Annotated in this window: 31 protein-coding genes; 10 read left to right on the plus strand and 21 right to left on the minus strand. The window is 52.1% G+C overall.

What is annotated here, in order from left to right; genetic code table 11:
- Positions 1 to 14 precede the first annotated feature (14 nt).
- The gene (gene smrA, locus ACQE2I_RS09165) at positions 15 to 605 is read right to left on the minus strand and encodes a DNA endonuclease SmrA (RefSeq protein ID WP_427031353.1); all 591 of its coding nucleotides are present in this window, start codon (positions 603 to 605) and stop codon (positions 15 to 17) included.
- A 175-nt stretch (positions 606 to 780) separates the two neighbouring features.
- Between smrA and ACQE2I_RS09170 the strand changes: the two genes are divergently transcribed.
- From ACQE2I_RS09170 to ACQE2I_RS09180, 3 genes are read left to right on the plus strand one after another with little or no spacing between them, the layout of a single operon-like run.
- Complete coding sequence (locus ACQE2I_RS09170) at positions 781 to 1,260, plus strand: gamma-glutamylcyclotransferase family protein (RefSeq protein ID WP_427031355.1); 480 nt, start codon at positions 781 to 783, stop codon at positions 1,258 to 1,260.
- Between the two features lie 28 nt (positions 1,261 to 1,288).
- Positions 1,289 to 1,912 carry an NAD(P)H:quinone oxidoreductase gene (gene wrbA / locus ACQE2I_RS09175; RefSeq protein ID WP_427031356.1) on the plus strand — a complete coding sequence of 208 codons (624 nt, stop codon included), beginning with the start codon at positions 1,289 to 1,291 and terminating at the stop codon, positions 1,910 to 1,912.
- Positions 1,909 to 2,307, plus strand: a complete 399-nt coding sequence (locus ACQE2I_RS09180; RefSeq protein ID WP_427031357.1) for a DUF2069 domain-containing protein — start codon at positions 1,909 to 1,911, stop codon at positions 2,305 to 2,307. The genes wrbA and ACQE2I_RS09180 overlap by 4 nt, the downstream gene beginning before the upstream one ends.
- On the opposite strand, the gene ACQE2I_RS09185 is transcribed toward ACQE2I_RS09180, so the two are convergent.
- A complete protein-coding gene (locus tag ACQE2I_RS09185; protein WP_427031358.1) occupies positions 2,304 to 2,993 on the minus strand; it encodes a cytochrome b/b6 domain-containing protein in 690 nt (229 codons plus the stop codon). The genes ACQE2I_RS09180 and ACQE2I_RS09185 overlap by 4 nt on opposite strands.
- Positions 2,994 to 3,292: 299 nt before the next feature.
- On the opposite strand from ACQE2I_RS09185, the gene pdxH reads away from it, so the two are divergent.
- Positions 3,293 to 3,937: a pyridoxamine 5'-phosphate oxidase gene (pdxH, locus tag ACQE2I_RS09190; RefSeq protein WP_427031359.1), complete on the plus strand. Its 645-nt coding sequence runs from the start codon at positions 3,293 to 3,295 to the stop codon at positions 3,935 to 3,937.
- Positions 3,938 to 3,996: 59 nt separating this feature from the next.
- Here the strand turns inward: pdxH and ACQE2I_RS09195 are convergent, their stop codons facing one another.
- Positions 3,997 to 6,744 carry a GNAT family N-acetyltransferase gene (locus ACQE2I_RS09195; RefSeq protein WP_427031360.1) on the minus strand — a complete coding sequence of 916 codons (2,748 nt, stop codon included), beginning with the start codon at positions 6,742 to 6,744 and terminating at the stop codon, positions 3,997 to 3,999.
- 102 nt (positions 6,745 to 6,846) lie between these two features.
- On the opposite strand from ACQE2I_RS09195, the gene ACQE2I_RS09200 reads away from it, so the two are divergent.
- On the plus strand, positions 6,847 to 7,791 hold the full coding sequence (locus ACQE2I_RS09200; RefSeq protein ID WP_427027787.1) for a histone deacetylase family protein: 945 nt from the start codon (positions 6,847 to 6,849) through the stop codon (positions 7,789 to 7,791).
- A gap of 114 nt (positions 7,792 to 7,905) precedes the next feature.
- Positions 7,906 to 8,538: a helix-turn-helix domain-containing protein gene (locus ACQE2I_RS09205; protein WP_427027788.1), complete on the plus strand. Its 633-nt coding sequence runs from the start codon at positions 7,906 to 7,908 to the stop codon at positions 8,536 to 8,538.
- 34 nt (positions 8,539 to 8,572) lie between these two features.
- Here ACQE2I_RS09205 and ACQE2I_RS09210 read toward each other — a convergent pair whose 3' ends face one another.
- The 5 genes from ACQE2I_RS09210 to ACQE2I_RS09230 form a co-directional block, all read right to left on the minus strand.
- Complete coding sequence (locus ACQE2I_RS09210; RefSeq protein WP_427027789.1) at positions 8,573 to 8,923, minus strand: TusE/DsrC/DsvC family sulfur relay protein; 351 nt, start codon at positions 8,921 to 8,923, stop codon at positions 8,573 to 8,575.
- Positions 8,924 to 8,925: 2 nt separating this feature from the next.
- Positions 8,926 to 9,216 carry a sulfurtransferase complex subunit TusB gene (gene tusB, locus ACQE2I_RS09215; protein ID WP_427027790.1) on the minus strand — a complete coding sequence of 97 codons (291 nt, stop codon included), beginning with the start codon at positions 9,214 to 9,216 and terminating at the stop codon, positions 8,926 to 8,928.
- 17 nt (positions 9,217 to 9,233) lie between these two features.
- A complete protein-coding gene (gene tusC / locus ACQE2I_RS09220; protein ID WP_427027791.1) occupies positions 9,234 to 9,599 on the minus strand; it encodes a sulfurtransferase complex subunit TusC in 366 nt (121 codons plus the stop codon).
- An 11-nt stretch (positions 9,600 to 9,610) separates the two neighbouring features.
- The gene (gene tusD / locus ACQE2I_RS09225; protein ID WP_427027792.1) at positions 9,611 to 10,000 is read right to left on the minus strand and encodes a sulfurtransferase complex subunit TusD; all 390 of its coding nucleotides are present in this window, start codon (positions 9,998 to 10,000) and stop codon (positions 9,611 to 9,613) included.
- 97 nt (positions 10,001 to 10,097) lie between these two features.
- A complete protein-coding gene (locus ACQE2I_RS09230) occupies positions 10,098 to 10,778 on the minus strand; it encodes a Bax inhibitor-1/YccA family protein (protein ID WP_427027793.1) in 681 nt (226 codons plus the stop codon).
- 161 nt (positions 10,779 to 10,939) lie between these two features.
- Here ACQE2I_RS09230 and ACQE2I_RS09235 point away from each other — a divergent pair, with 161 nt between their 5' ends.
- Positions 10,940 to 11,698, plus strand: a complete 759-nt coding sequence (locus ACQE2I_RS09235) for a dienelactone hydrolase family protein (protein WP_427027794.1) — start codon at positions 10,940 to 10,942, stop codon at positions 11,696 to 11,698.
- An 82-nt stretch (positions 11,699 to 11,780) separates the two neighbouring features.
- On the opposite strand, the gene ACQE2I_RS09240 is transcribed toward ACQE2I_RS09235, so the two are convergent.
- From ACQE2I_RS09240 to ACQE2I_RS09280, 9 genes are all read right to left on the minus strand, one after another.
- Positions 11,781 to 11,951 (minus strand): hypothetical protein, encoded by a 171-nt coding sequence (locus tag ACQE2I_RS09240; RefSeq protein ID WP_427027795.1) that lies wholly within the window; start codon positions 11,949 to 11,951, stop codon positions 11,781 to 11,783.
- Positions 11,952 to 12,071: 120 nt separating this feature from the next.
- The gene (locus tag ACQE2I_RS09245) at positions 12,072 to 13,097 is read right to left on the minus strand and encodes a LacI family DNA-binding transcriptional regulator (RefSeq protein WP_427027796.1); all 1,026 of its coding nucleotides are present in this window, start codon (positions 13,095 to 13,097) and stop codon (positions 12,072 to 12,074) included.
- Positions 13,098 to 13,219: 122 nt separating this feature from the next.
- On the minus strand, positions 13,220 to 14,152 hold the full coding sequence (locus tag ACQE2I_RS09250; protein WP_427027797.1) for a 3-keto-5-aminohexanoate cleavage protein: 933 nt from the start codon (positions 14,150 to 14,152) through the stop codon (positions 13,220 to 13,222).
- 12 nt (positions 14,153 to 14,164) lie between these two features.
- Entirely contained in the window at positions 14,165 to 15,136 is a 972-nt protein-coding gene (locus tag ACQE2I_RS09255) for a 3-hydroxyacyl-CoA dehydrogenase (RefSeq protein WP_427027798.1), read from the minus strand.
- Positions 15,137 to 15,154: 18 nt separating this feature from the next.
- Complete coding sequence (locus ACQE2I_RS09260; protein WP_427027799.1) at positions 15,155 to 15,928, minus strand: SDR family oxidoreductase; 774 nt, start codon at positions 15,926 to 15,928, stop codon at positions 15,155 to 15,157.
- 37 nt (positions 15,929 to 15,965) lie between these two features.
- Positions 15,966 to 17,234: a TRAP transporter large permease gene (locus ACQE2I_RS09265; RefSeq protein WP_427027800.1), complete on the minus strand. Its 1,269-nt coding sequence runs from the start codon at positions 17,232 to 17,234 to the stop codon at positions 15,966 to 15,968.
- A gap of 2 nt (positions 17,235 to 17,236) precedes the next feature.
- Positions 17,237 to 17,764 (minus strand): TRAP transporter small permease, encoded by a 528-nt coding sequence (locus ACQE2I_RS09270; protein WP_427027801.1) that lies wholly within the window; start codon positions 17,762 to 17,764, stop codon positions 17,237 to 17,239.
- A 57-nt stretch (positions 17,765 to 17,821) separates the two neighbouring features.
- Positions 17,822 to 18,820, minus strand: a complete 999-nt coding sequence (locus ACQE2I_RS09275) for a TRAP transporter substrate-binding protein (protein ID WP_427027802.1) — start codon at positions 18,818 to 18,820, stop codon at positions 17,822 to 17,824.
- A 349-nt stretch (positions 18,821 to 19,169) separates the two neighbouring features.
- Positions 19,170 to 19,352 (minus strand): hypothetical protein, encoded by a 183-nt coding sequence (locus ACQE2I_RS09280; protein ID WP_427027803.1) that lies wholly within the window; start codon positions 19,350 to 19,352, stop codon positions 19,170 to 19,172.
- 223 nt (positions 19,353 to 19,575) lie between these two features.
- On the opposite strand from ACQE2I_RS09280, the gene ACQE2I_RS09285 reads away from it, so the two are divergent.
- Both ACQE2I_RS09285 and ACQE2I_RS09290 read left to right on the plus strand, forming a co-directional pair.
- Positions 19,576 to 19,839 carry a hypothetical protein gene (locus ACQE2I_RS09285; protein WP_427027804.1) on the plus strand — a complete coding sequence of 88 codons (264 nt, stop codon included), beginning with the start codon at positions 19,576 to 19,578 and terminating at the stop codon, positions 19,837 to 19,839.
- Positions 19,836 to 19,979 carry a hypothetical protein gene (locus ACQE2I_RS09290; RefSeq protein WP_427027805.1) on the plus strand — a complete coding sequence of 48 codons (144 nt, stop codon included), beginning with the start codon at positions 19,836 to 19,838 and terminating at the stop codon, positions 19,977 to 19,979. Before ACQE2I_RS09285 ends, ACQE2I_RS09290 begins: the two co-directional genes overlap by 4 nt.
- A 205-nt stretch (positions 19,980 to 20,184) precedes the next feature.
- Here the strand turns inward: ACQE2I_RS09290 and ACQE2I_RS09295 are convergent, their stop codons facing one another.
- Together ACQE2I_RS09295 and ACQE2I_RS09300 are read right to left on the minus strand one after the other, a co-directional pair.
- Positions 20,185 to 20,394 (minus strand): hypothetical protein, encoded by a 210-nt coding sequence (locus ACQE2I_RS09295; protein WP_427027806.1) that lies wholly within the window; start codon positions 20,392 to 20,394, stop codon positions 20,185 to 20,187.
- Positions 20,395 to 20,404: 10 nt separating this feature from the next.
- The gene (locus tag ACQE2I_RS09300; protein WP_427031418.1) at positions 20,405 to 20,899 is read right to left on the minus strand and encodes an endonuclease/exonuclease/phosphatase family protein; all 495 of its coding nucleotides are present in this window, start codon (positions 20,897 to 20,899) and stop codon (positions 20,405 to 20,407) included.
- Between the two features lie 36 nt (positions 20,900 to 20,935).
- Between ACQE2I_RS09300 and ACQE2I_RS09305 the strand changes: the two genes are divergently transcribed.
- On the plus strand, positions 20,936 to 21,247 hold the full coding sequence (locus tag ACQE2I_RS09305) for a hypothetical protein (RefSeq protein WP_427027807.1): 312 nt from the start codon (positions 20,936 to 20,938) through the stop codon (positions 21,245 to 21,247).
- A 141-nt stretch (positions 21,248 to 21,388) separates the two neighbouring features.
- On the opposite strand, the gene ACQE2I_RS09310 is transcribed toward ACQE2I_RS09305, so the two are convergent.
- A complete protein-coding gene (locus ACQE2I_RS09310) occupies positions 21,389 to 21,934 on the minus strand; it encodes a cysteine hydrolase family protein (protein ID WP_427027808.1) in 546 nt (181 codons plus the stop codon).
- A gap of 129 nt (positions 21,935 to 22,063) precedes the next feature.
- Complete coding sequence (locus ACQE2I_RS09315; protein ID WP_427027809.1) at positions 22,064 to 22,942, minus strand: MBL fold metallo-hydrolase; 879 nt, start codon at positions 22,940 to 22,942, stop codon at positions 22,064 to 22,066.
- Between the last annotated feature and the right edge of the window lie 4 nt (positions 22,943 to 22,946).

Consider the following 22,946-nt stretch of genomic DNA (forward strand, 5'->3'; position numbering starts at 1 on the left):
GAGCACTTTTGTATCTATCCTTTCCTTTTCTGCTGGCGCTCGCGGTTATTAGCTTTAGCGCGAGCGCTTTTACGCAGCATCACCCAGGTAGCGCCTAGCCCCCCTTCTGAAGGCTGTGCCGATACGTACGCCTGCACCTCCTCAAACTGACTGAGCCACTTGGCTAGGTACGAACGCAGCACATTGGCGGGGCTGTCAATTTCACGCCCACGGCCGTGGACGATCAGTACCGAGCGTAAATCGTGTGCGTACGCTTCCTGAATAAATGGAAATAGCAGGCGGCGGCACTCACTCAAGGGGCGGCGTAGCATATGTAGCTGCGACTGCACGCTATAGCCGCCGTGTCTTAATCTATCGACAACACCCTGTTGAATACCCTCGCGGCGATACTCCATAGGATCAAAGGGTGGCAGCAGATCGACAAAGTCATCGGATAAGAAGTTCTGAGATCCAAGCTCTTCTGCTGCCCATTCCCGTCGGGCAAGCTGCGATTCGGAGGGGCTTTTGCGATTAGCGCCAGGATCTGCTCGATTGGTGGCTGGCAGCGGCTCAACATCGCCTACGAGAGCTCGGAAATCCAGTTCATCACGAAGTGGCTGATTCATTGCAGGCTCCTTCGGTCGGGTCTAGTGACTAGACTAGTTCTCAGACATAGCTTAACAAATCCAGACACTTTGCTTAAGCCAATAAAATAAGTCGATAACATACAACTTGTCATCGTCTATTTGGAACGCCAAGCTAGGCAGCCTTACGACAATCCACCTTTAGAGGCATTACGGTTTGGCTAAAAAAGTTTGGCTAAAACGCCTTTTTATTGCCCTCGCTGTCGCACTACTCGGTGTGGCTGGATGGCTTTGGTTAAGCATGCTCAGCCCGTGGTTTTATAATCGCCCTGCTGACCTTCCCGCTATTGAACAGCGCACTCACCAAGTCTTTGTGTACGGCACTCTGCGCTATGCGCCTATCCGCTTAGTGGTCATGGGGAGTTTTGGCGACCCAGAGGACGCAGTGCTTGAAGGGTATCGGCGCAACGGACTCGATCTTTCCCCCCAGCCAGGTAATCGTGTTAAGGGGCTGCGGTTACGTGTTGATGCTGTTGAACTCGCCCGTTTAGACCGCTATGAACGGCTGGGAATTCGCTATGAGCGAGTGATTAAAATCCTCGACGATGGCTCTTGTGCGTGGGTTTATTTACGCTTACCAGAAAAGCAAAATGCGTTTTTCTACGACGCGGTTATGCCACTAGCTCTGGTACCATAGGCATCAAAGACTTCTTTCAGGACAGCTAATGAGTGACATAACACCTTACGTTTTAGTTCTCTACTACTCGCGTTCAGGCGCGACAGCCACCATGGCGCAGCAAATTGCCGCGGGTGTAGAGAGTGTGCCCGGCATTCAGGCACGGCTGCGCACGGTGGCGCCGGTGTCCACTACCTGTGAAGCCGTTGAACCCGAAATTCCTGCTGAAGGGGCTGTTTATGCTGACCTGGATGACCTGCGCAACTGCAGCGCGTTGGCGTTAGGCAGCCCTACCCGGTTTGGCAATATGGCCGCGCCACTTAAATATTTCATCGACTCCACCAGCAGCCTATGGATGAACGGTGCCCTGATCGACAAGCCCGCCAGCGCCTTCACCTCATCTTCGAGCTTGCACGGTGGCCAGGAGAGCACGCTGCTCACTATGTTGGTCCCGCTGCTACACCACGGCATGGTCTATGCCGGTGTGCCTTACAGTGAAACCACCTTGCTAAAGACGAGTAGCGGCGGCACTCCCTACGGCACAAGCCATCTGGCAGGCACGCGTAGCGACCGCTCGGTCGATGAGCACGAGCGCGCGCTGTGCGTTGCCCAGGGTAAACGCTTGGCACGACTCGCCCTGGCACTGCACGCAATGCGTCAGGAGGCTGTATGAGGCAGTGGCTAGAAGACGTAGAAGCGCGCTATGGAATCGATAAGCTCACGCAGACAACCCGCCAACTGGTATTGGCCAGCTTTATCATCCTACTGCTACTAGTAATTTACCGTGGCTTCTTGGTCCAGGGCGATGAGTTTAACTGGCGACCAGTGGTGGCTTTTGTACTCCCCCTGGTACTGTTCTTGCCCTCGATCATTGGTCAACGCGCCCGGGGACATGCATGGCTCGCGTTTGTCAGTTTGCTCTATTTTACCCAAGGCGTAATGCTAGCAACGTTGCCAGGACAAAGTGCACGCGGGATTGTAGAGGCTGGCGTGTCATTGGCTCTCTTTGCAGGGTGCATGGGTTACGCGCGCTTTCGCAGTCGCCAGCTTCGCCAAAGAGAGCGTTAAAACCATAGCCATAGGATGACGCCAGCAGCAATGAGTAAGGCTCCGATCGCGCGTATACGCAGTGAGGTAGAAAGCGACGACTCGTTACGCGCATCAACGGGCTGCTGGCTAAACGTTTTCTTACCCGTCACCATAGCCGTCAGCAACGGCTCGCCTAGTAGCCGATGTATCACCACCGCCAATAAGTGCAGTCCGATTAAGATAATCAGCAGATCGCTGTTCAACTGATGCAGCGTTCTCAACTGACTACCAATATAATCTCCGAACACACCATACAAGGGGGCTTGGAAGAAAATATCGTCACTTAAAAACAGGCCACTAAGCGCCTGAAAACTAAGCGACAGCAGCATAATCAACACCATCCAGCCAGCCAACGGGTTATGGCTGGCATAAGCGCTGTTTTTACGCTTTAAGAGCGCTTTTGAATAGCCTAGCGTTTTACTAGGGGGATATAAAAAAGTGCTGAGTCGTGCGTATACACTCCCCATAACGCCCCATATCCAACGGAAAACAAGTAACCCTAATACCAAGTAACCCGCCTGCGCATGGACTTCGATTGGGAATAGAAAAGGGCTGCCGCTGGTTTTAGTGGTATAAAAAGACACTAACACCGCTGCTGCTAATCCCCAGTGAAACAGACGAATCCATAGATCCCATACCTCAACCGTTACCCTAGCGTTGCGCATTACCTCTTCCTCTCTCAGCCATGATGGGCCCGCGGTTGTGAGCTAATCGGTTGGTGAGCCCAACATTGTCAGCTAACAGTTAGTGAGAGATTTTCGCATTTATTCCCGCTGTCTCATAGAATTCGAGACAGTAAGTCGCAACCTTCCTTCACTGGTGGTAATTATACGCTTACAGAAAGCCATCGCACCGACTAAAATAACGCCAGTGGATGAGCGCGTAAAACATCCATTGTGAGCGGTCACTTGAGCTTTAAACATAGACCAGCGACCATGGATGAAATTCAAGGGAGAAGCATTTGATGACACGCAACATAGCCGATATCAGGCGTGATTATGAAGGCGGGAGGTTAGATGAATCCCAAACCCCCGACGATCCATTCGTGCTGTTCGACGAGTGGTTCACCCTCGCGCTGGAAAAAGAGCAGAAAGATAGCAATGCCATGACGCTTGCCACCGTTGATAGCCAAGGCAGACCCCACGCCCGGGTCGTACTGATGAAAGGCTTTGATGAGCGTGGAATGGTCTTCTTTACCAACTACCATAGCCATAAGGGCAGTGAATTAACCAATGTGCCCTACGCGGCCATGACCTTTTGGTGGCCTTCGCTATCTCGTCAAGTGCGTATTGAGGGCCCTGTTGAGCAGGTCTCAGCTGCGGAGTCTGACGAGTACTTTGCCAGCCGTCCGCGGGGCAGCCAGTTAGGGGCCTGGATTGCGACTCAGAGCGTTGTGATTCCTGGTCGTAAATGGATTGAAGACCGCCAGAAGCGTTTTGAACAAGCCTACAATAATCAGCAGATTCCCCGCCCGATTCACTGGGGGGGCTATCGTGTTGCACCGGAAATGATCGAGTTTTGGCAAGGGCAGCCTAGCCGCCTTCATGACCGGCTACGTTTTGAGCGCCGCGACGGCGGCGAGTGGAGCCGCTTCCGCATGGCACCATAACCGAATAAAACGTTAATGCTTAAGGCCTGCCGTTAGTGACGCAGGTCTTACTACAAGGACTAATCCGGCAAGCTCTCCAGCCTGTGCCGTTGCCACTCACTTTCGGGTTCGTTGAGACGCAGAACGGCGTCAATTACCTGCTCTTCCATGTTGTACCGGCACTTAAAGCCTAAGTGCTTCATTAGCGCGCGCATTGGATGGTTATCGACCATGATTTTGCCGATCATCTCCAGGGTGCCAATGTGGGTACAGTAATCGATCATCTTTTTCATCAGCAGGCTGCCAATCCCTAATCCCTGCAAATCATCACGAATAATCACTGAAAACTCAGTGCGAATATTATCCGGATCATTCCAAACCCGCACCACTCCCAGCATCTCTTTACTGCCATCGTCGCCTAAATACTCGGCAATGAACGCCATCTGACGGTCGTAGTTAATATGCGACAGGATCGATAAATCTCGTTGGGTTAGGTTGGATTTATTGTGGAAATAGCGGAAGCGGATGCTCTCTTCCGAGAGCTGGCGGTGAAAGGTCGTAATCAGAGGGGCATCTTCGGCACGAATAGGCCTTACCTCGACTTGCCAGCCGTTTTTGAGTGTAAACCATTCACGCAGCTCTTCAGGGTACGGCATGATAGCGAAGCGCGAAGGCGTGCCGAGATCCATAGCAAAGTCGACGGCAACCATGCCATCGCGATTAAGCAACAGTGGATTAATTTCCAGTCCACGTAAGTCGCTCAGATCAGAGGCCATTTGCGACAGTTTAACGAGCATTTGGCATAGGTGCGCAACGTCGCGTTCAGGGTCCGCGGAGTGTTCTCGAATTAACGACGCAGCATGCGTTCTGCCTACCATGTCGGCCGCCAGGCTCATGTTTAATGGCGGTAGTGCTATCTGGCGGTCGGCAAGCACATTGACTTTATAGCCGCCAATACCAAACACGATAAGCGGCCCAAAGACCGGGTCGCGAGTAATACCCGCACAAATCTGCATCGAGTGCTTGCCACGCTGCATGGGCTGCAAACAGTACTCACGAATGGCGTACTCAGGGAATTTTTCAGCAACTTTTTCGCCTAGCGTCCGAACGCCTACTGCCACCTGCTCTGGCGTCTTCAAATCCTGCAACAAGCCCGCTGAGATTTTATGCGGGTGCTTGCGGTAGCGATAAGGACGACAATTACCTTCATGAATCACTTTAAGCGCCTTGGTGCCGGGTATTTCGGTCGCCCTGGCCAGCGCTTCATCCGGGCTGTTCAAATAAACACTCGGCGCCGTAGGAATACCATACGCTTCCAGCACCTGGGCCGTTTCAGAGTGGGTCAAGGTCTGCCTACCCTGCTCTTTTGCCTGCTTAATCAGCAGGCGGCACTGGGCGCGTATTTCAGGGCTGGTGGAAAATGGCAGACTGGGCGGAATCTCCTGCAACAGCGCTTGAACGCGTTGATAAATCACCATATGCATAAATGCCTTAACGGCCTTTTCGGGTGAAATATAGGTTGGAATCCCTGCGATATTGCAAGCATGGCGAGCGTTAAGCGCCTCCTTTAAGCCCATCCAACTGGTGAGCAGGTTACGGCGGAATTTCTTGCGGTTATCGATCAGCGCTTGGGCCGTTACCAGTGAAGGTGCCATCCGAGTGGGGGCATGAACCACCAGCACCGCATCCACATTGGCATCGGCGGCAACAATTTCCAGCGCTTGTACAAACCGCTCGGGCGAGGCGTTACCGCCCAAATCTACTGGATTCTCGCCCGGCTTGCTCATATCCACTTCGCTACGATGCAGCGCTGCCTGGGTTTCGGCGCTAAACTCGGCCAGCTTTCCGCCCGCACTGATCAACTTATCGATGGCCAGCATCGCGGGTCCCAAGCCGTTTGAGACAATCGCCAAGCGGTCGCCCTTGAGGGGCTTCATGCGCGACAGGGTTTCCAGCGCATCAAGCAGCTCATCAGAGTCATCAACGCGCACCACACCTGCTCGGGCAAACGCTGCGTCAAATACCACATCGCGGTTGGCAATACCGGGGGTAGGCGCCATGCCGGAAATATCCGACTCGGGCGTTCGGCCACTTTTTATCGCCAACACTAATCGGTTACGCGATGCGTCACGTACGGCGGTCATAAAGTGTTGAGCGTCGCTGATTCGCTCTAAGTGGAGCAAGATGGCCTGGGCTGGCGAAAATTGATTAACGTAATCGATCAAGTCCGGCAACAGCACATCCACGCTATCGCCCACGGTGATCAAATGCGAAAAGCCAACATCGCGCCCCGCCGCCCAATCGATCATGGCATTGGCCAGCATGCCCGACTGACCCAGATAAGCGACACGGCCCGCTTTCACTGGCTGACTAGCGTAGGAGGCGTTGAGTTTTTTGCCCGGCACGATCAGCCCCATACACTCGGGCCCGAGCACGCGAATACCCGAAACTCGTGCCGCACTTAGCATACGTTCACGGATTGAACCTACATTGCCTTTATCGCGATCCAAATAAGCACCGCCCGAGAGCACCAACGCCGCTTTGACACCGTGCTGCCCAAGCTTTTTAATCAGGCTAGGGACACCTTCAATGGGAGTACACACGACAGCCAAATCCGGTATTTCGGGTAGCTCGCTGACGCGGCTAACACAGGGCACGCCAAATACCTGCGAGTAGCCTCTCAGGTTGACTGCCCACAGCGGCCCTTTAAAGCCGCCTTCTTGAATATTGCGCAGCACTAAACCGCCCAATGACGCGGGCTTTTCAGAGGCACCAAACACCGCTAACGTGCGAGGTTCAAAAAAATGGTGCAAAAAGCGCGTGCTCACAAGTGAGTCTCCTGAAATAGATAGCGGCTGTACGACTTAAGAACACTGTCGCCTAGGGCCTGTAGGCGATTATGGTGGCATCAATAATAATGGAGCGTTTGAATGATTACTGCCTACCTTACCCATCCAGACTGCTCATTGCACCATATGGGGCCAGAGCATCCTGAAAGCCCCCAGCGTCTTGAGGCCATTCGCGCGCGCCTATCGCTTGCTGGGTTATTGCAGCAAACCATGCAGGCGGATGCTAAAGAAGCCTGTGAAGAGGCGTTAGCCAGAGTACACCCGTTGCGCCATCTACGCGCCCTGGAAAAGTGTTTGCCCCAACAGGGCATCGTGACGCTAGACAGCGATACCATGATGAACCCTGATAGTTTGCAAGCCGCCCGAGTGGCAGCTGGCGCGGTCATTCGTGGGGTAGACCAAGTGTTCAAGCGTCAGGCCGATAATGTCTTTTGTGCTGTTAGGCCGCCTGGCCACCACGCGGAAGCCAGCGATGCCATGGGCTTCTGTTTCTACAATAGCATCGCCGTTGGCGCTGCTCATGCTCGCGCTAAATATGGCGCTAAGCGCATCGCTATTTTGGATTTTGACGTTCATCAGTGCAACGGCACCATCGATATCTTCAAAAACGACCCCGAGGTACTGATCTGCACTAGCTTCCAATATCCGTTTTACCCGTGGCGCTATCTGCGCAGTGAGTGGCAAAACGTGGTGAACACGCCTCTGGAAGTAGGCACCGGTGGGGCTGAGTTTCGGCGCATTGTTGAAAACCACTGGCTGCCCGCCCTGCACGCTTTTAAACCTGACTTGGTGATGATATCAGCTGGTTTCGACGCCCATCGAGATGACCCAATGGGGGATATCTGTTTAGAGGACGAAGATTTCTATTGGGTTACTCATATGGCCATGGAGATCGCCACCCTGTATGCCGATAACCGCTTAGTCTCGGTACTGGAAGGCGGCTATAATCCAAAATCGTTGGCGAGTGGCGTGGAAGCGCACCTTAAAGCGCTGCTGGGGCTGCCGTTTAGCGAAGTGCCGTCTTAGAAGGCTTCTTCACGCTACATTTCAACAGCCACTCTTGGTGGCTTCTGGGCTGTGGTATCATGCGCGTTTTTAAATGCTTAAAGCCCACGCTAACGCAGCCAATGTGACGACCCTATGACAGCTACCTCTGAAGAGCACGCCGCGCTGCGTATCGCATCGGGAAGTAAACCGTTTGTTGAACCGCTGCGCCTTGGTGAACGGCTCAAGCAAATCCGCCTTGCCAACCAGTGGACTCTGGAAGACGTTAGCCAGCGCACTGGGCTTGCACGCTCAACGCTGTCAAAAATTGAGAATGACCAAGTCTCACCGACGTTCAGTGTGGTGCAAAAACTGACTACCGGACTTAATATCGACCTTCCGCAGTTGCTCACACCGCCGAAGCGGGAGCGTTACACCATGGGGCGGCGCGATTTAACCCGCAAAGGCAAAGGGCAGCTGCACCCTACCCCGACCTACGAGCACGAATTATTGGGTCACCAGCTCGCTCAGAAGCGCATGATCCCCTTCAAGACGATTATACGGGCACGCAGTTTTGACGAGTATCACCAGTGGGTGCGCCACGATGGGGAAGAGTTTTTGATCGTGCTGCACGGCGATATCATGCTCTATACCGAGTTCTATGCCCCGCTAGTGCTGGCCGAGGGCGACAGTATTTATTTTGATAGCGATATGGGGCATGCATTGGTCTCTACCAGCCCTGATGATGCGGTGGTGTTATCTGTCTGTACTCGCGGTGATGCAGTGTAGTTCTATCTGAAAACTAGCGCACTACTCACTTGAGCTACAGGCAGTTAGTCGGCTTGGGTAAGCCTGCCAGGCGGGCAATTCGCTTTGGTGGGCTGCCGGGGAATAGCTGCATCAGATATATTGAGCGGCCTTTCTCCTCACCCAGCGCACTCTTCGTCGCTTTCACTAGCGGTCGCATCGCCGGTGCCATTTCGTAACGCTGATAAAAAGCCCTAACGACTTCGATCACTTCCCAGTGTTCCGGGGTAAGTGTTAAGCCCTCTTCTTGCGCCATCAAATTAGCGACCGATTCGTTCCATATTGACTGATTAACAAGATAGCCTTCTGGATCTAGCGGATATTCTTGTTGCGAATCAAGATAACGGTATATTTTCGTTTCTGACATATTTAATACCACGTAACTGTCTTTTCATACTGCTCAGTAAGTGCCACGAAGCCATCTACTTCCACGGTGGGAAGTTGGTGTTTAGCGGCAATGCCAGTAAGCCCGCGGGAGGCTAAATCCTCTGACAATAAAAAAATATGCGACTGATATTTTTGCCAGGCGGCCCAGGACGGATCAAGTGCCGCAGTGACCGCTTCTTCGATCAGCAACACGCTATCCTGATTGCCTATCGCCTGCTGCATTTGAGTCGCTGCACTGCTGTCAGGCGCTTTGGTGAGGATGTGTAGAATCATAATGCGCTCACTAGGCCCTAAAAGTTAAGTATTGTAGCGTGTTGCTGCATTAACTTGGGAATTTCTTGGTCTGCTACCAGGGTGGCGCCCTCTACCAGAGAATCCGTGGATAGTTGCATAATTTTCAGCGTCCCTTCCGGCACCCAGAGCTGTTCAATATCGTACATTCCTAACATATCAATGGTAGGCAGCGTGGCTTTTTGGCCCGGCGCCCCACTTCCCTGCTCTTTTAACAGTGCCATTATACCCTGACCCATAAATAGTAAGTGCACGGGTTGGCCAAAGGCTGCCGCTACTAATGCAGCATCTAAACCTTCGCGTAACCAGTTAGAGCTGTGGGGTGCATGGCGAATAATCACCAACAGTGCATTAGGTACCGCCATGGGTTCTCCTTTTAAGCAAACGTAATAAAGCGATCCGAGCGTTGCTGTAACTCAAGCAACTGGCCAAGACCGGTTAACTCAAAGGGAGCGGCTATATTAAACGCCTGCTTACCGTGCCGCAGTGCTTCCGATTCGCTCATTAGCCCTCGGCGCAACGCCGCTGCAATGCAAACATCTAAAGCAACGTCATAATGCTGGTGCAGTTCAAGCCAGGCCTCACGCAGGTTAAGTTCATCTTGCGGAGGCGCCATTAGTGATGAGGCATTATGCACGCCGTCATGATAGAAAAACACAGCTGCTAGCTGGTGCCCTCGCGCAATGATAGCGTGGGCAAACCGCAGCGCAGAGTGCGGAGCCGGACTGCTATAAGGTGCACCCATGACAAGTAAACCGTACTGCATGATGTTAATACCCGATGGCGTTACCCTAGAAAAAAGACAGGCCCTAAATAGGGCCTGCCGTGTTATCTAGCGCGATTGATCTAGCACTGCCTAAGCATCAATCGTTGCTCATGATACCCAAGATAGACAACAGGCTAACAAACAGGTTGTAGATGGATACGTAGAGCGTCACCGTAGCGAGAATGTAGTTAGTCTCACCAGCGCGGTGAATGATTTCACTGGTTTGATACAGGATCGCCGCTGAAGCAAACAGCACAAAGCCTGCTGATACCATCAGTGAAAGCGCCGGAATGTTGAAGAAGATCCCAGCCACCATGGCCAGAATCAACACGATGGCGCCTGCCATCAGGAAATTGCTTAAGAAGCTAAAGTCTTTCTTAGTGGTTAGCGCGACCGCTGACAGCCCGACGAACGTTAACCCGGTCATAGCCAGCGCATTCATGATCAATGCACCGCCATTCGGCAGGGTTAAGTAAGCAGACAGGATTGGCCCTAACGTAAAGCCCATAAAGCCTGTGAATGCGAACGTTGCCAGTAGCCCAGCCGCAGAGTTTGCCGTTTTGTGGACAAGAAACATCAGTCCGTAAGCACCAATAAAGAACACAAAGATGTTCATTTGCTGGATGCCCAGAGCGACAGCCGCACCAGCAGTAACGGCTGAGAACAGCAGTGTCATTGCAAGTAGCGCATAGGTGTTACGCAACACCTTGTTCGTACTAACACTATTGGCAACGCCGCCCGACTGGGGACGTACCGTACGTGAGTCGTTGTAAGCCATGTATTCATGCTCCCTAATGGTATTTCCAACAACGGACAAGAATGCCGTTACTGAGTTCCAGACGCAAGCCCTTGTCTTCCACGCAAATAGTTTTTCCACGTTGAATCAGCCTGGCAAGAATTGTCTATGCTTGGCTAACACACCCATTGGACACCACCAAAATGCAAAAGATTCTATTGCCAATCGCCACTTTAGCACTATTTGCCCAGGCGGCTCCCCTGCTGGCGTACTCACCAGTAGGAGATAATATTTCCTACCGTGTGAATGATGAAGCTTTCGAAGGCTATTTTGTATCGGCAAGCGAGGATGCCCAAGCAACCGTTCTGATTGTCCATGACTGGGATGGGTTGGATGATTATGAGCGCCAACGAGCTGATATGCTGGCCGATAAAGGCTACGACGTATTTGCCGTTGACCTCTATGGCACGGGCAACCGCCCTCAGGGAGTGGAAGACAAACAGGCCGCGACCCGTAGCCTTTATGAAGATAGAGAACGTATGCGCGCCCTGACGTTGGGTGGGCTAGCACAAGCCCGAGAGCAAGGAGCCGCCGAACAAACCGTTATCATGGGGTACTGCTTTGGTGGCGCCGTGGCGTTAGAGATCGCCCGCTCCGGCGAAGCAAGCGATATCGCAGCCTACAGCAGCTTTCATGGTGGCTTAACCACGCCCGAGGGTCAGTCCTATTCAGCCGATACAGCGCCAATTTTCATTGCCCACGGCGGTGCCGACAGTTCAGTGAGCTTAGATGACGTTGCTACCTTGGCGGATGAGCTGGAAACGGCTGGTACTGACTATGAGGTAGGTATTTATTCCGGCGCGCCACACGCGTTTAGCGTATTTGGCAGCGACGCCTACCACGAAAGTGCCGACCAGCGCTCATGGGCGACATTTAATGATTGGCTAGAGGAGGTACTATAGCGGTTGCTTTGAGGCTCTTTTAACGACACCTAGCGCCATCATGCGCCGCTAGGTGTTCATTCATCATTCAATGTGGCAAACGTTAATCGCTATTAACTCGGACTTCTTCGTCATCATCTTTATGCGGGGTAACCATCATTACTGCCGTTTGACGAGCATCTTTCGGAGAGTTATAGAGACGTGTATCAACCACATGCAGCACCGCCAATTGCGCAAACAAAACCGCAAAGCAGACGATCAAACCTTTCAACATGACAGCATTTCCTTAGGCGACTAATAAACGCATAGTAGCCGAAAGTGCGCTTAATGCCATCTATATTAATAAGGTCGAAATTGCGTGAAATTGCGTTAAACGTGGCGGCTTAAAGGAGTACTATTTCAGCAGTACTCCTTCAGTAGTGCTCCGCCGTATTCTAGGGGTAACCGGCAGAACAAGCTGCTCTGGCAAAGCGTCCGGGTTGCTAATATGGGTAAGCAACAGTTCGGTTGCTTTGATAATCATCTGATCGATAGGTTGTTGCAGAGTCGTAAGCGAATGACTGGGCCAAGCTGACATTGCCATATCGTCAAAGCCAATGACCGAAACGTACTCTGGCACTGATAAGTGCAGCTCATCCCGCAGCGTTTCCATAACGGCAATCGCCATCAAATCATTTGCAGCGAAGAGAGCATCGGGTAAGGTTTCCATGGTACGCGTTGAAAATAAGCGTCGCGCGGCGTCACAAGCATCATCATAGCGGTAATACCCTTCATCGTAGGCAAAACACGTCTGCCCCTCGGCTGCCAAGCCGGCCTTAAACCCCTCTTCGCGCTGGCGGTTAGTCGTGGACTCAGGTATGCCTGCCAAATAGGCGATCCGTTGGCGGCCCAGCGACGCTAGATAGCGCCCCGCCCAATAACCACCTTGAAAATTATCGCTACCGACTTGGCTAATACCCGAGTACTCCACGGTCCGGTTGATAATCACCACAGGAATGCCAAAGTCCGCAACTTCTGCGGCTTGATGCTGATTGAGGGTAATGGCCAGCATCAGCACCCCTTCAACCTGACTACGAATCAGGTCATCGACCAGCATATCGAAATCGCCATTTTGTGGGGCAAAAAACAGCAATAAATGGTAGCCCTGCTGCTGTAAGAAGCGCGAGGCTTTCTCAAGTAATGACGCATAAAACGGGTTTTGAAGACTGTACGTTACCACCGCAATCGTGCGGCTTGAGCGGGTAATTAACGAACGGGCGATAGTGTTGGGTCGGTACCCAAGTGTTCTTGCCGCTTCCATCACTTTCTTACGTGTTTTTTCAGACACACTGGACGCGGGTGAAAAACTGCGGCTGACTGCTGATTGGGAAACCCCAGCCAGTTGAGCGACATCGCGTGAAGTGACGGATTTTCTTTTCATTGATTCAACTTAATGTGGCGATTAGTGAATAGGCTTAAGCTCAACGTCGTAATTGAGAAGGCCCAGCCCTGCGGGCCCTCTACAATTTTAATACCTTTAATTTCTAATACCTTTTAAGTAAATTAGAAGCCGACTTTATCAACTCCTTTAAGCTCCAGCATTTCCCGTGCTTCATCAGGTGTGGCAATTTCAAAAGAGAGCGCCTCAAGAAGCTCTCGTACCCGTTTGACTTGACTGGCGTTATTTTCAGCCAGTTTACCTGGCTCCAACCAAAGTGAATCTTCCAGCCCTACCCGCACATGGCCACCCATTGCGGCTGACTGCGCCGCTATGCGCATTTGACTGCTGCCAGCACCTAATACAGACCACTCGTAACGATCACCAAACAGTCGGTCAGCGGTGCGGCGCATGTGCATGACATCTTCCGGGTGTGGGCCTATGCCGCCCAGGATGCCAAATACGCTCTGTACAAATATTTTGCCACCTACGACGCTTCTATCCAGCAAGTTACGAAGATTATACAGATGGCCGATATCGTAGCATTCGCACTCAAACCGAGTGCCATTCTGGGTACCCAGGGTGATGGCCCTTTCTATATCTGCAAAGGTATTTTTGAACACCAGGTCGCGGCTGTTTTCGAGGTGATCGCGCTCCCACTGATGCTCAAGCGACTGATAACGATCAAGCATTGGAAACAGACCAAAATTCATAGAGCCCATATTCATAGAGGCTAATTCAGGCTGAAACTCCATGGCTGGCCGCATCCGCTCCTCGACCGTCATATGCGGACTGCCCCCAGTGGTCAAGTTAATCACCGCGTTCGTTGCGGTCTTTATCTTGGGTAAAAACTGTTCAAACACTGCGGGATCTTGGGTGGGCTTGCCATTGACGGGATCGCGAGCGTGTAGGTGCAATATGGCCGCTCCAGCTTCAGCCGCCGCGATGCTGGCCTGCGCGATTTCCTCTGGTGTCACCGGTAGATGCGGTGACATAGATGGGGTATGAATTGCACCAGTTACCGCGCAAGAAATAATAACTTTTCGCTTCTGAGCCATCTTAGGGCCTCCTTATTCAGTCATAGAGCGTTGATGTGCTATAAGCGCCATCAAGCGGCGATCACGCCACTCATGACGAGCCGCCAGCTTAGTGCTGGGCAATAAAGCGCGGCGCTCTTCATCTAGAGCGTTTAGCGTTGCGTCATCCCAGGGGTTCTCTTTCCCCCGCTGCTGATCTACCTGATGGTACAAAGGGCCATAACGGCTGGCATAGTCGACCACGCCAGCCGGCGCGTTCAGGTCAATAGTTTCAAATGGGCCCATAAACGACCAACGCAAGCCAAGCCCGTATTTCACGGTTTTGTCGAGATCCTCGGCAGACACATAACCATCGCGAAACAGTCGCAGCGCCTCGTTGAGTAACGCGCCTTGTAAGCGATTAAGCACGAAACCCTCAATCTCCTTACGCACTAAAATAGGCGCTTGCTGGGCGGCTTCCATTAGCTGCATGGTCATGGCGGTTGCAGCCTCAGAGGTCTGGGGCGTTGGCACCACCTCAACCAGAGGAATTAAATAGGGCGGGTTGACCGGATGAGCAACTAAGCAGCGCTCGGGGTGACGCAAATGATCGCTAAAAAGTGAGGCGGCAATCCCAGAGGTAGAACTCGCCAGCACTGTGTCGTCTGCTACTGCTGTTTCTAGTTCGCTATAGATGGCTCGCTTACCCTCGACATTTTCAGGGCCACACTCCTGAACATATCCCACTCCTTGCATGGCACTCACAAGATCAGCATCAAAACGAATGCGCGCCATCACTTGCTCAACACCCGTCACCAACCCTGCCTGCTGCAAGTCAGTTAATGACTGCCGTATGGCGTCTCCGGCTTTATCCAGCGCGGTAGTATTCACGTCATACACGCTTACGTTAAAGTCTGCCCGAGCAAATACAATGGCCCAGGCGCGGCCAATCAAACCCGCCCCGACTACACCAATTTTCATTTGTGAGACGGCACTAGCCGTTGCCTGTTGTGTCTTTGATTGCATCACTATCGTGCCTCTTGTTTATAGCGTTTCGACGTTGCCGCACACGCTGAGCGCCTGGCCGGAGATATTCGAGCCCCCTGGCGCAGATAAAAATAGCGCCATTGCCGCCACATCTGTGGGCTCCACCATTTTGCGCATCGATACCTTGGCTAGGTTCTCCTGCTCCATCGCTTCATAGCTAATGCCCCGCTTGGCCGCACGCTCTTCGATCACTTTCTCAATACGTGGGCCGCGCACAATGCCGGGTAAAATCGCATTAACGCGTACGCCATCTGGGCCCAGCTCGCAGGCGAGACTCTTGGTTAGCCCGACCACCGCCCATTTGCTCGCTGCATAAGGCGTTCTGTAAGCAAAACCTAACCGCCCTGCCACCGAGGCCAGATTAATCATCAGTCCTTGGCTCTCACGCAGCAGCGCTGCCGAACAGTGAGCAATCCGATACTGCCCGCTCAAATTGATATCGATGGTGCGGGTCCACTCCGCTTCGCCAATCTCCTCAACACCTGCAGTGGGCCCGGCGATTCCCGCATTATTGACAACCACATCAAGCCCGCCCAACTGCTTCACGTCGTCAAAGAGTCGATCAATATCTTGAGCATTACTAACATCCGCTAATGTGTAGGTGATGCCTTCTGGTAGGGATGCCAGCGCCGCTTCGTCAACATCACAAACATGCACCGTAGCGCCAGCTTCTTTAAAAGCCTCTGCAATGACTAAACCAATCCCGTTGGCCCCAGCAGTAATAAGCACCTTTAATCCTTTTCGAGGCATGAGGCTGTCAATAACTGACATAGCTGTTCTCCTTGTTATTACGAATTTGAATAACGGTTTAAAGTGACGGGAGCCACGTGGATAGCGCAGGGATCACGCTAATAATTAATACATTGATAAGCACGATAGCGACGAACGGCAAAATCGTGCGGGTTAATCGGGCCACACCGATATTAGAAATTTGCGAGGCAACGAAGAGATTCAAACCTACGGGAGGCGTAAACATGCCCATGGCAAGGTTCACCACCATAATGATGCCGAAATGTACGGGGTCGAAACCAAAGCTTATCGCTATCGGTAGCAGTATTGGCACGAAAATAAGAATAGCTGCAGCCGCTTCAATAAACATACCAACGAACAGCAGCATTGCGTTGGCCATAATGATAAAGGCCAACGGGCTACCGATAGTCGAAAGCACAAAGTCCGACACCATGGTAGGCACACGCAGGCTCTGCAGTATTCTTCCGTAAAGCCCAGCTGCTGCAATAATGCTTAACACGATTGCAGTGGTAACCGCTGAGTCTTGCAAGATGCGCATCAAGTCCCGCAGTTTGATTTCGCGATACACCACGAAACCGACGATAAACGAATAGGCAACAGCAATAACGGCTGCTTCTGTCGGCGTCGTGATGCCACCGTAAATTCCACCCAGAATGATCACCGGCATCAAAATCGCCAGTAACGCCTTTCGTGCGGCTAGTAGCATCTCTTTAGGGGTACTTTTTTGATTGCCACCGATGCTATGTTTACGGGCAAAAATATAGGCAAATAACAGTAGTGAGAGGGTCACTAGAATGCCGGGTAAGATACCGGCAATAAACATATCGCCTACTGATACATTCGCTGCGATGGCATACAGAATCAGCGGAATACTCGGTGGAATAATAACCCCAAGAGCCCCTGCCGCAGCTTGGTTTGAAGCTGCGTAACTGCCTGGATAGCCTTTTGCCATCATCGCTGGTATCAAAATCGACCCAATTGCCGCGGTAGTCGCGGCGCCTGAGCCGGAAATAGCGGCAAAAAATAGCGAGGTAACAATAGCCACCATCGCCAACCCACCGGTCATGCCGCCTACCAGGGTGTTGGAGAAGTTCACCAGCCGCTTGGAAATACCCCCGTACTGCATCAACGTTCCCGCCAGAATAAAAAACGGAATCGCCATCAAGGGAAACGAGTTAACCGACCCAATCAATTGCTGAGTCACAATCAACATCGGCATCAAGTCGCCATGCCAGACCGTCACTGCTGACGCAAGCCCAAGTGAGAAGGCAATCGGCACCCCAAGCAGAAACAGACCTAGCAGCAGTAAAAACAACATAATTGCCATGATTAGCCAGCCTCCGGCGGCTGGATTCCCGCCCGTTTAGGATGATCTTTTCCCAACACTTCGTCGATTAACAGCGCCACGCTATTCACTAAAATAACGATGCCGCCTAATGGAACAGCCATATAAGGCCACATCATAGATACCCGTGTGCTTGGTGCGGTCTGGCTGGCAACGCGGCCGACAAGATCAAAGCCATATTTGACGATTATCAGTGCAAACAGCGCCGAACAAAGCACCACCATGACTCTTAATACACATGAGAAACGGGCACTGGCGTACTCCAGCAAGATATCGACTGAGATAAGCGCGCCTTTTCGATAGGCAAAGCCAGCACCAATAAAGGTCAACCAAATCATCGCAAAGCGGGCTATTTCATCGGAGAAAAATAAAGGACTACCAACCACAAATCGGGCAAATACTTGCCAAAAAATCAGTACGGTCATGGTCAGTAGCAAAAATGCCAAGCCCCAGCCCACCACACGGTTAAACTGATCAATAGCTTTATTGACCAGTATCAAAAAAGACTTCATAGCGGCCTCACCAGCGATGAAAGAACGGGGGGTTCCCCCCCGCGTGTTATCAGAGGATCAGTACTCGAAATTGATTGCGGCTTCGACGAGTTCTTCACCCACGGTAGGCGACCACTGCTCAATCACCGGGCGGACAGCTTCGCGGAAAGGCTCAAGGTCGGGATGGGTAACCGTCATACCCAGTTCTTCAAGTTGGACGAGATAGCGCTGCTCCAGCTCCTGGCTAGCTTCACGCTGAAAAGGTAAGGCAATTTGCGCCGCTTCCAGAATGATCGCCTGGTCTTCCTCGCTAAACGAACTAAACAGATCTAACCCCATCATTAGCGGTGCTGGGGAATAGACATGCTGGGTAAGATTGAGGTAGTCCTGAACTTCGTAGAAGTTGACATCGTAGATAGTCGGGAGTGGGTTCTCCTGACTATCCATTACGCCCTGCTGGAGCGCGGTATAAACCTCTGTCCAGGCCATCGGCGTTGCGTTAGCCCCTAAGGCTTCCCAGGTATCAACCTGCACACGGCTTTCCTGGGTGCGGTGGTTGATGCCTTCCAGGTCGGCAGGCGTGTTAAGCGCGCGCACGGAGTTGGTGTTATGGCGGAAGCCATTCTCCATCCACGCTAGGAATTTAACATTCATTTGATCTTCAGCGAGTTGCGCCAACTGCTCCCCATACTCGCTGTCTAGAAACGCGTAGGCGTGCTCATGATTTTCAAAGATATACGGCAGGTCAAACAGCATGAACTGATCGACAAATCCCCCCATTGGCCCCGTTGAAGTAATGCCGGCATCGATAATACCGAACCCCATACCCTCGACCACTTCACGTTCAGCACCTAGAGCGTTGTTATAATGCGGATCAATGGATAAACGCCCATCTGAAAGACGCTCTAACTCTTCACCAAATTTCAAAACACCTACGCCCTGCTGAGATTCTGGGCCGAGGGGCAAGCTAACATCAATCACGCGCTCAGCCTGAGCAAACGCCGCGGTGGTCATCGCCATGGCAACAGCCCCGGCCAGAGCTGATATTTTCAGTGGAGTAAGATGAAAGTGATGCATTTTATAAGCTCCTTTTGTCTTTATTTTTGTTGCAAGTTCAAAGCCACGCCCGTCATAAGCCAAGCCTGACTGCGATCAACACCAATAGTTTTAGTAGAAAAAGAATACGTATGCAATAAATTCGTTTTGTTGTCGAAAATAATACCAATAAGCATTTGATAAAAAACAAATATACTTTAGTATTAAAGAATGAATACGTAGTCTTTTTTAAATTTTCGGTGCGAAATAATCTTATTGATCAAAGATACGGCGAAAACAGGGTGAAACGACAAACAAGTCGGAGGCCATAACGGCCTCCACTCGACTAGGTGTATTTCAGAAGTATGTGGATATCGGATCAGCGGTGCCGCTACTCCTTCACGGATACTTTGCGTAGATCCTCCACCGAGACCCCTTCGGGCAAATCAGTCACCTCCGCGGGCAGCCAGACAGGAGAGAAATCGCTATCTTCCCGACCATCACCAAACTGATGGCCGGGAATTCGATAAACTACTTGATTGTGGTGGTGATCCCACGCAAATACACGGTCCATATGCTTTCCTTGAGAAGAGCGTTCAGGCGATACAATGGCCTATGGTGACTGCATGCGCGGGACACAAGTTAATAAATCTGGGGGGTTGATATCGTTGAATATTCATCTACTATCAATGCTGTTTCTAGCAACTAGCTGAACGCATTACGATGGAGACCGCTTGAAAGACCCCCACAATGATAATGAGCCACAAAGTGCGTTGCGCACCAGGCTTAAGAGAAGCTTGCAAGAACGCAGAGCCTCGGCGCTGCGCCGGAGAGTCGGTGCCCGGGCGACCCGCCAGCAGTTCTTGGAAGCAACCCGCAATGTGGGGGTCATTGTGGTGGCAACCTGCTTCACTGCGGGCTGGGTAGTCACCAACCCTAGCCTAAACACCGATAACGTTTGGCTAGGCGTGGGGCTGGGTATACTCTTGATCTTTGTGGGGTCATTCGGCTATGGTTATGTAGAGCGGGACAAAACCTCAGATGAGGAAGGTAAGCCATGAACGAATTTATTCTTGCCGGAATGCTACTTAGTCTTGCCGTTGTATCAGGCGGCATGGTGTGGAGCCAGCACCGCGAGCATCACGGTAAAAAATCACTAAGTGATAGCGCATTTTCCTGGATCGCCAAGCGCATCGCTTGATAATTTCCGTTAACCAATTTGCAAGGGTCGCTTAATAGCGGTCCTTTTGCTTATTTAGCGTACAAGCGTAAGTAAATGTTCTCTTCATCATTGACACCCCTTGCCTGAGCAAGCGGTACGTAGAATTATAAAACAAGCAAGTAATTCGGTGGCGTTACAACGTTAGCGCCAGTCTATCAAAGGCCCGTGTCAGCGCGGTTGACACCTACCCCGCCTCAGAAGCGCCTGCATCATGCTCAGCGGCATCCTCCTCCCCCTCCTCGGTCACCTCTTCGGCCTCCTGCTCTTCCTCCTCAGAGGCTTTAGGCTTGGCCTGATCCTTTCGCGCAGCGGTTAGGGTCGTCGATATACCGAAGTGGTCAGAGCCGTGCACCTTCACCCGGTCAATATCGATCAGGTGGAAACCGTCTGACACAAATAGGTGGTCAATCGGGTATCGCCACCACGGACGTTGCGCATGCGTAGGTACTCAGCAGACGCCGGCCACACCGTGGGTCTTTAAGATCACTTAAATCAGCGAATAGCTTAGTGGTTCCAGACCATGCAACGTCATTAAAGCCCCCAGTGACAATGCACCGGTTGTCGAGGTCTTTTTCCACATGCCGGGCAATCAGCATAAGTTCAGCATCGCGTTCACGACTATCTCGACGCTCTTCCTTATTATCATTAGTTGCATTTCTTTCCGGTAGGCCTAGCGAAACCGGATGGGCGCCAACGAAGCGCACTGGCCCGATTTCTGACACATCCAGGGTCGCGAAGACCGATGGCCGACGTTCAGATACCAAGTGCTTAACCTCTTGCTCCAACAGCGGGATGCGTGACCACATCACGACCCCAAGTCCCTCTTCACGAACTTCTCCAACCCGGTGCGCGTAATCTCCAAATTCTTCAACTTTATTCGGCATACCCTTCTTTTTCATCACAAGGAAGTGCGGATGCCGGCTGCGAGGATTTCCATGCGACAGATCATCGAGGTCTTGCGCCTCAAGCACGAAGTAGGCCTGAGCCACGACCGCATTTCCCGCGCCTGCGGTCTCTCCAAAGGCGTGGTCGGCAAGTACGTCAGCCAGGCCCAGGCGAAGGGCATCACTTGGCCGTTGCCCGAGGATGCTGATGAGGCCTGGCTGGAAGCACGGCTGTTCCCCGTCAAGGCACCGCCCTCACGCTTTGCCGAGCCGGATTACTTCCAGGTCCACCAGGAACTCAAGACCAAGGGCGTTACCTTGCAGCTGCTCTGGGCCAAGTACACGGAACGCCACGGCTTCTGAAAAACCGTACCATAGGTGCCTGCTCGCTTAACTCTCTTCGAGCGAAACTCCTATTGTGGCGATTCAGCCCCCAATGCCGCCTTCCATTAGTGATTCCACGAAGGCGGCATTGAGCTAAATACGTCTTACAGGTTGATAGTGTCACTTAACGTATTGATCTGTGGTGATTACCGTGCCGTAAGCGAATGCCAGGGCCGCCATTATCGTTGCGTGAACCTGAGACGCAGGCACTGTAGCGCCTTCGAATTCAAGATCCAGCGTGGCGCAAGCATCATGGATGATCGTTGTCTTGTAGCCGAAGTCCGACGCCGCACGACTGGTTGCATCGATGCACATATGGCTCATGGCGCCGATAATGACGACTTCCTCAATACTTTGCTCATCCAGTAGCGCTTTCAAACCCGTCTCACGAAACGAGTTCGGAAAATTCTTAACGACTACTGTTTCCTGCTCCAACGGCGCGACCACGGAATGGATGGCGACCTCTGGCGTACCGGGGGTAAAGAAAGGAATCTCTGGATCAGCAGATTCATGTTGGACATAGATGACGAGATCTTTTGCCGACCGCGCATGCTCAACGACCTTGGCGGCATTCGCCGCTGCCTTTTCAATACCTTCCAGTGGCAGCTTACCACCGGGAAAATATTCATTCTGGATATCGACGACGATAATGGCGCGATTACTCATGGGGTTATTCCTTTTTCAGTGGTGGTTGTCAGTGCGTTGGTACTTAGGCAATGAAGGCAGCAAGCCAACGTGCCAACGTTTAGACGTTGATAAAAAGAAATAGGCCGCCATCAAAGGCGACCCATGGTATTAAAAGGAGATGACTTCGCCATCAGCAGGGATAGAGACGTGATCCTGGATCCCCACTTCTTGCACGTAATCAGACAACTCTTCACGGCTTAGCGTCATATGGTTCACGGCACCCATATGCACCGCGATGATTGCAGCATTAGGGGCTGCCTGATGCATACGCAGCGTATCTTCCTTACCCATGATGATTGGGTCACCTTCAAAAGCAGTCATCTCGGCGGCGCCGGCATTCACCACAATCACCTCGGGGCTGTATTGCGCCAGTGCCTGCTCAACCTCTTCACGCCAAATGGTGTCGCCCACTAGATACGTGGTTTTTTGGTCAGGGGCTTCGAAGACGACGCCCATAACGTCACCGAGGGCTTCTGCCAGTTCGGGGACAGCATAGAGAGTATCCGAGCCGTGCTGACCGCCCGTTTTATGCATTTTCACTCCTCCAAACTCCGCCTCACCGTCTAAAATACGCACATCACTAAAACCCTGTGAGCGAATCAGCTCGGCATCGGCAGCGTTCTGTGCAAACAGGGGAATGTCCTTCGACAGCAGCTCCTGGGCGGCATCGTCCCAGTGGTCGAGGTGTGTGTGAGTAACGATGACAGCGTCGACGTCATCGATCATCTCCTCAAAGGGCATGGGTAGCCCCACTAATGGATTACGCAACTCGCTACGATAAGTATCCTCGAAGCCAGGATAAGCACCCTGCTCGGCCAGCATCGGATCAACCAAAAAGGTGGTGTCCCCATAGGTGACTTTCACCGTTGCATTGCGAATCTGCTGTACTTGATGCGTTGACGCCTGAGCGTTTGAATCCGCAAAGGCGTTACCGGCAATGAGTCCTGTGGCGAGGACGAGAGAACTGGCTAAGGCTTTAACTAACATTTGT

This window comes from Halomonas sp. H2 (genome assembly GCF_050215315.1).
Classification (GTDB): domain Bacteria; phylum Pseudomonadota; class Gammaproteobacteria; order Pseudomonadales; family Halomonadaceae; genus Vreelandella.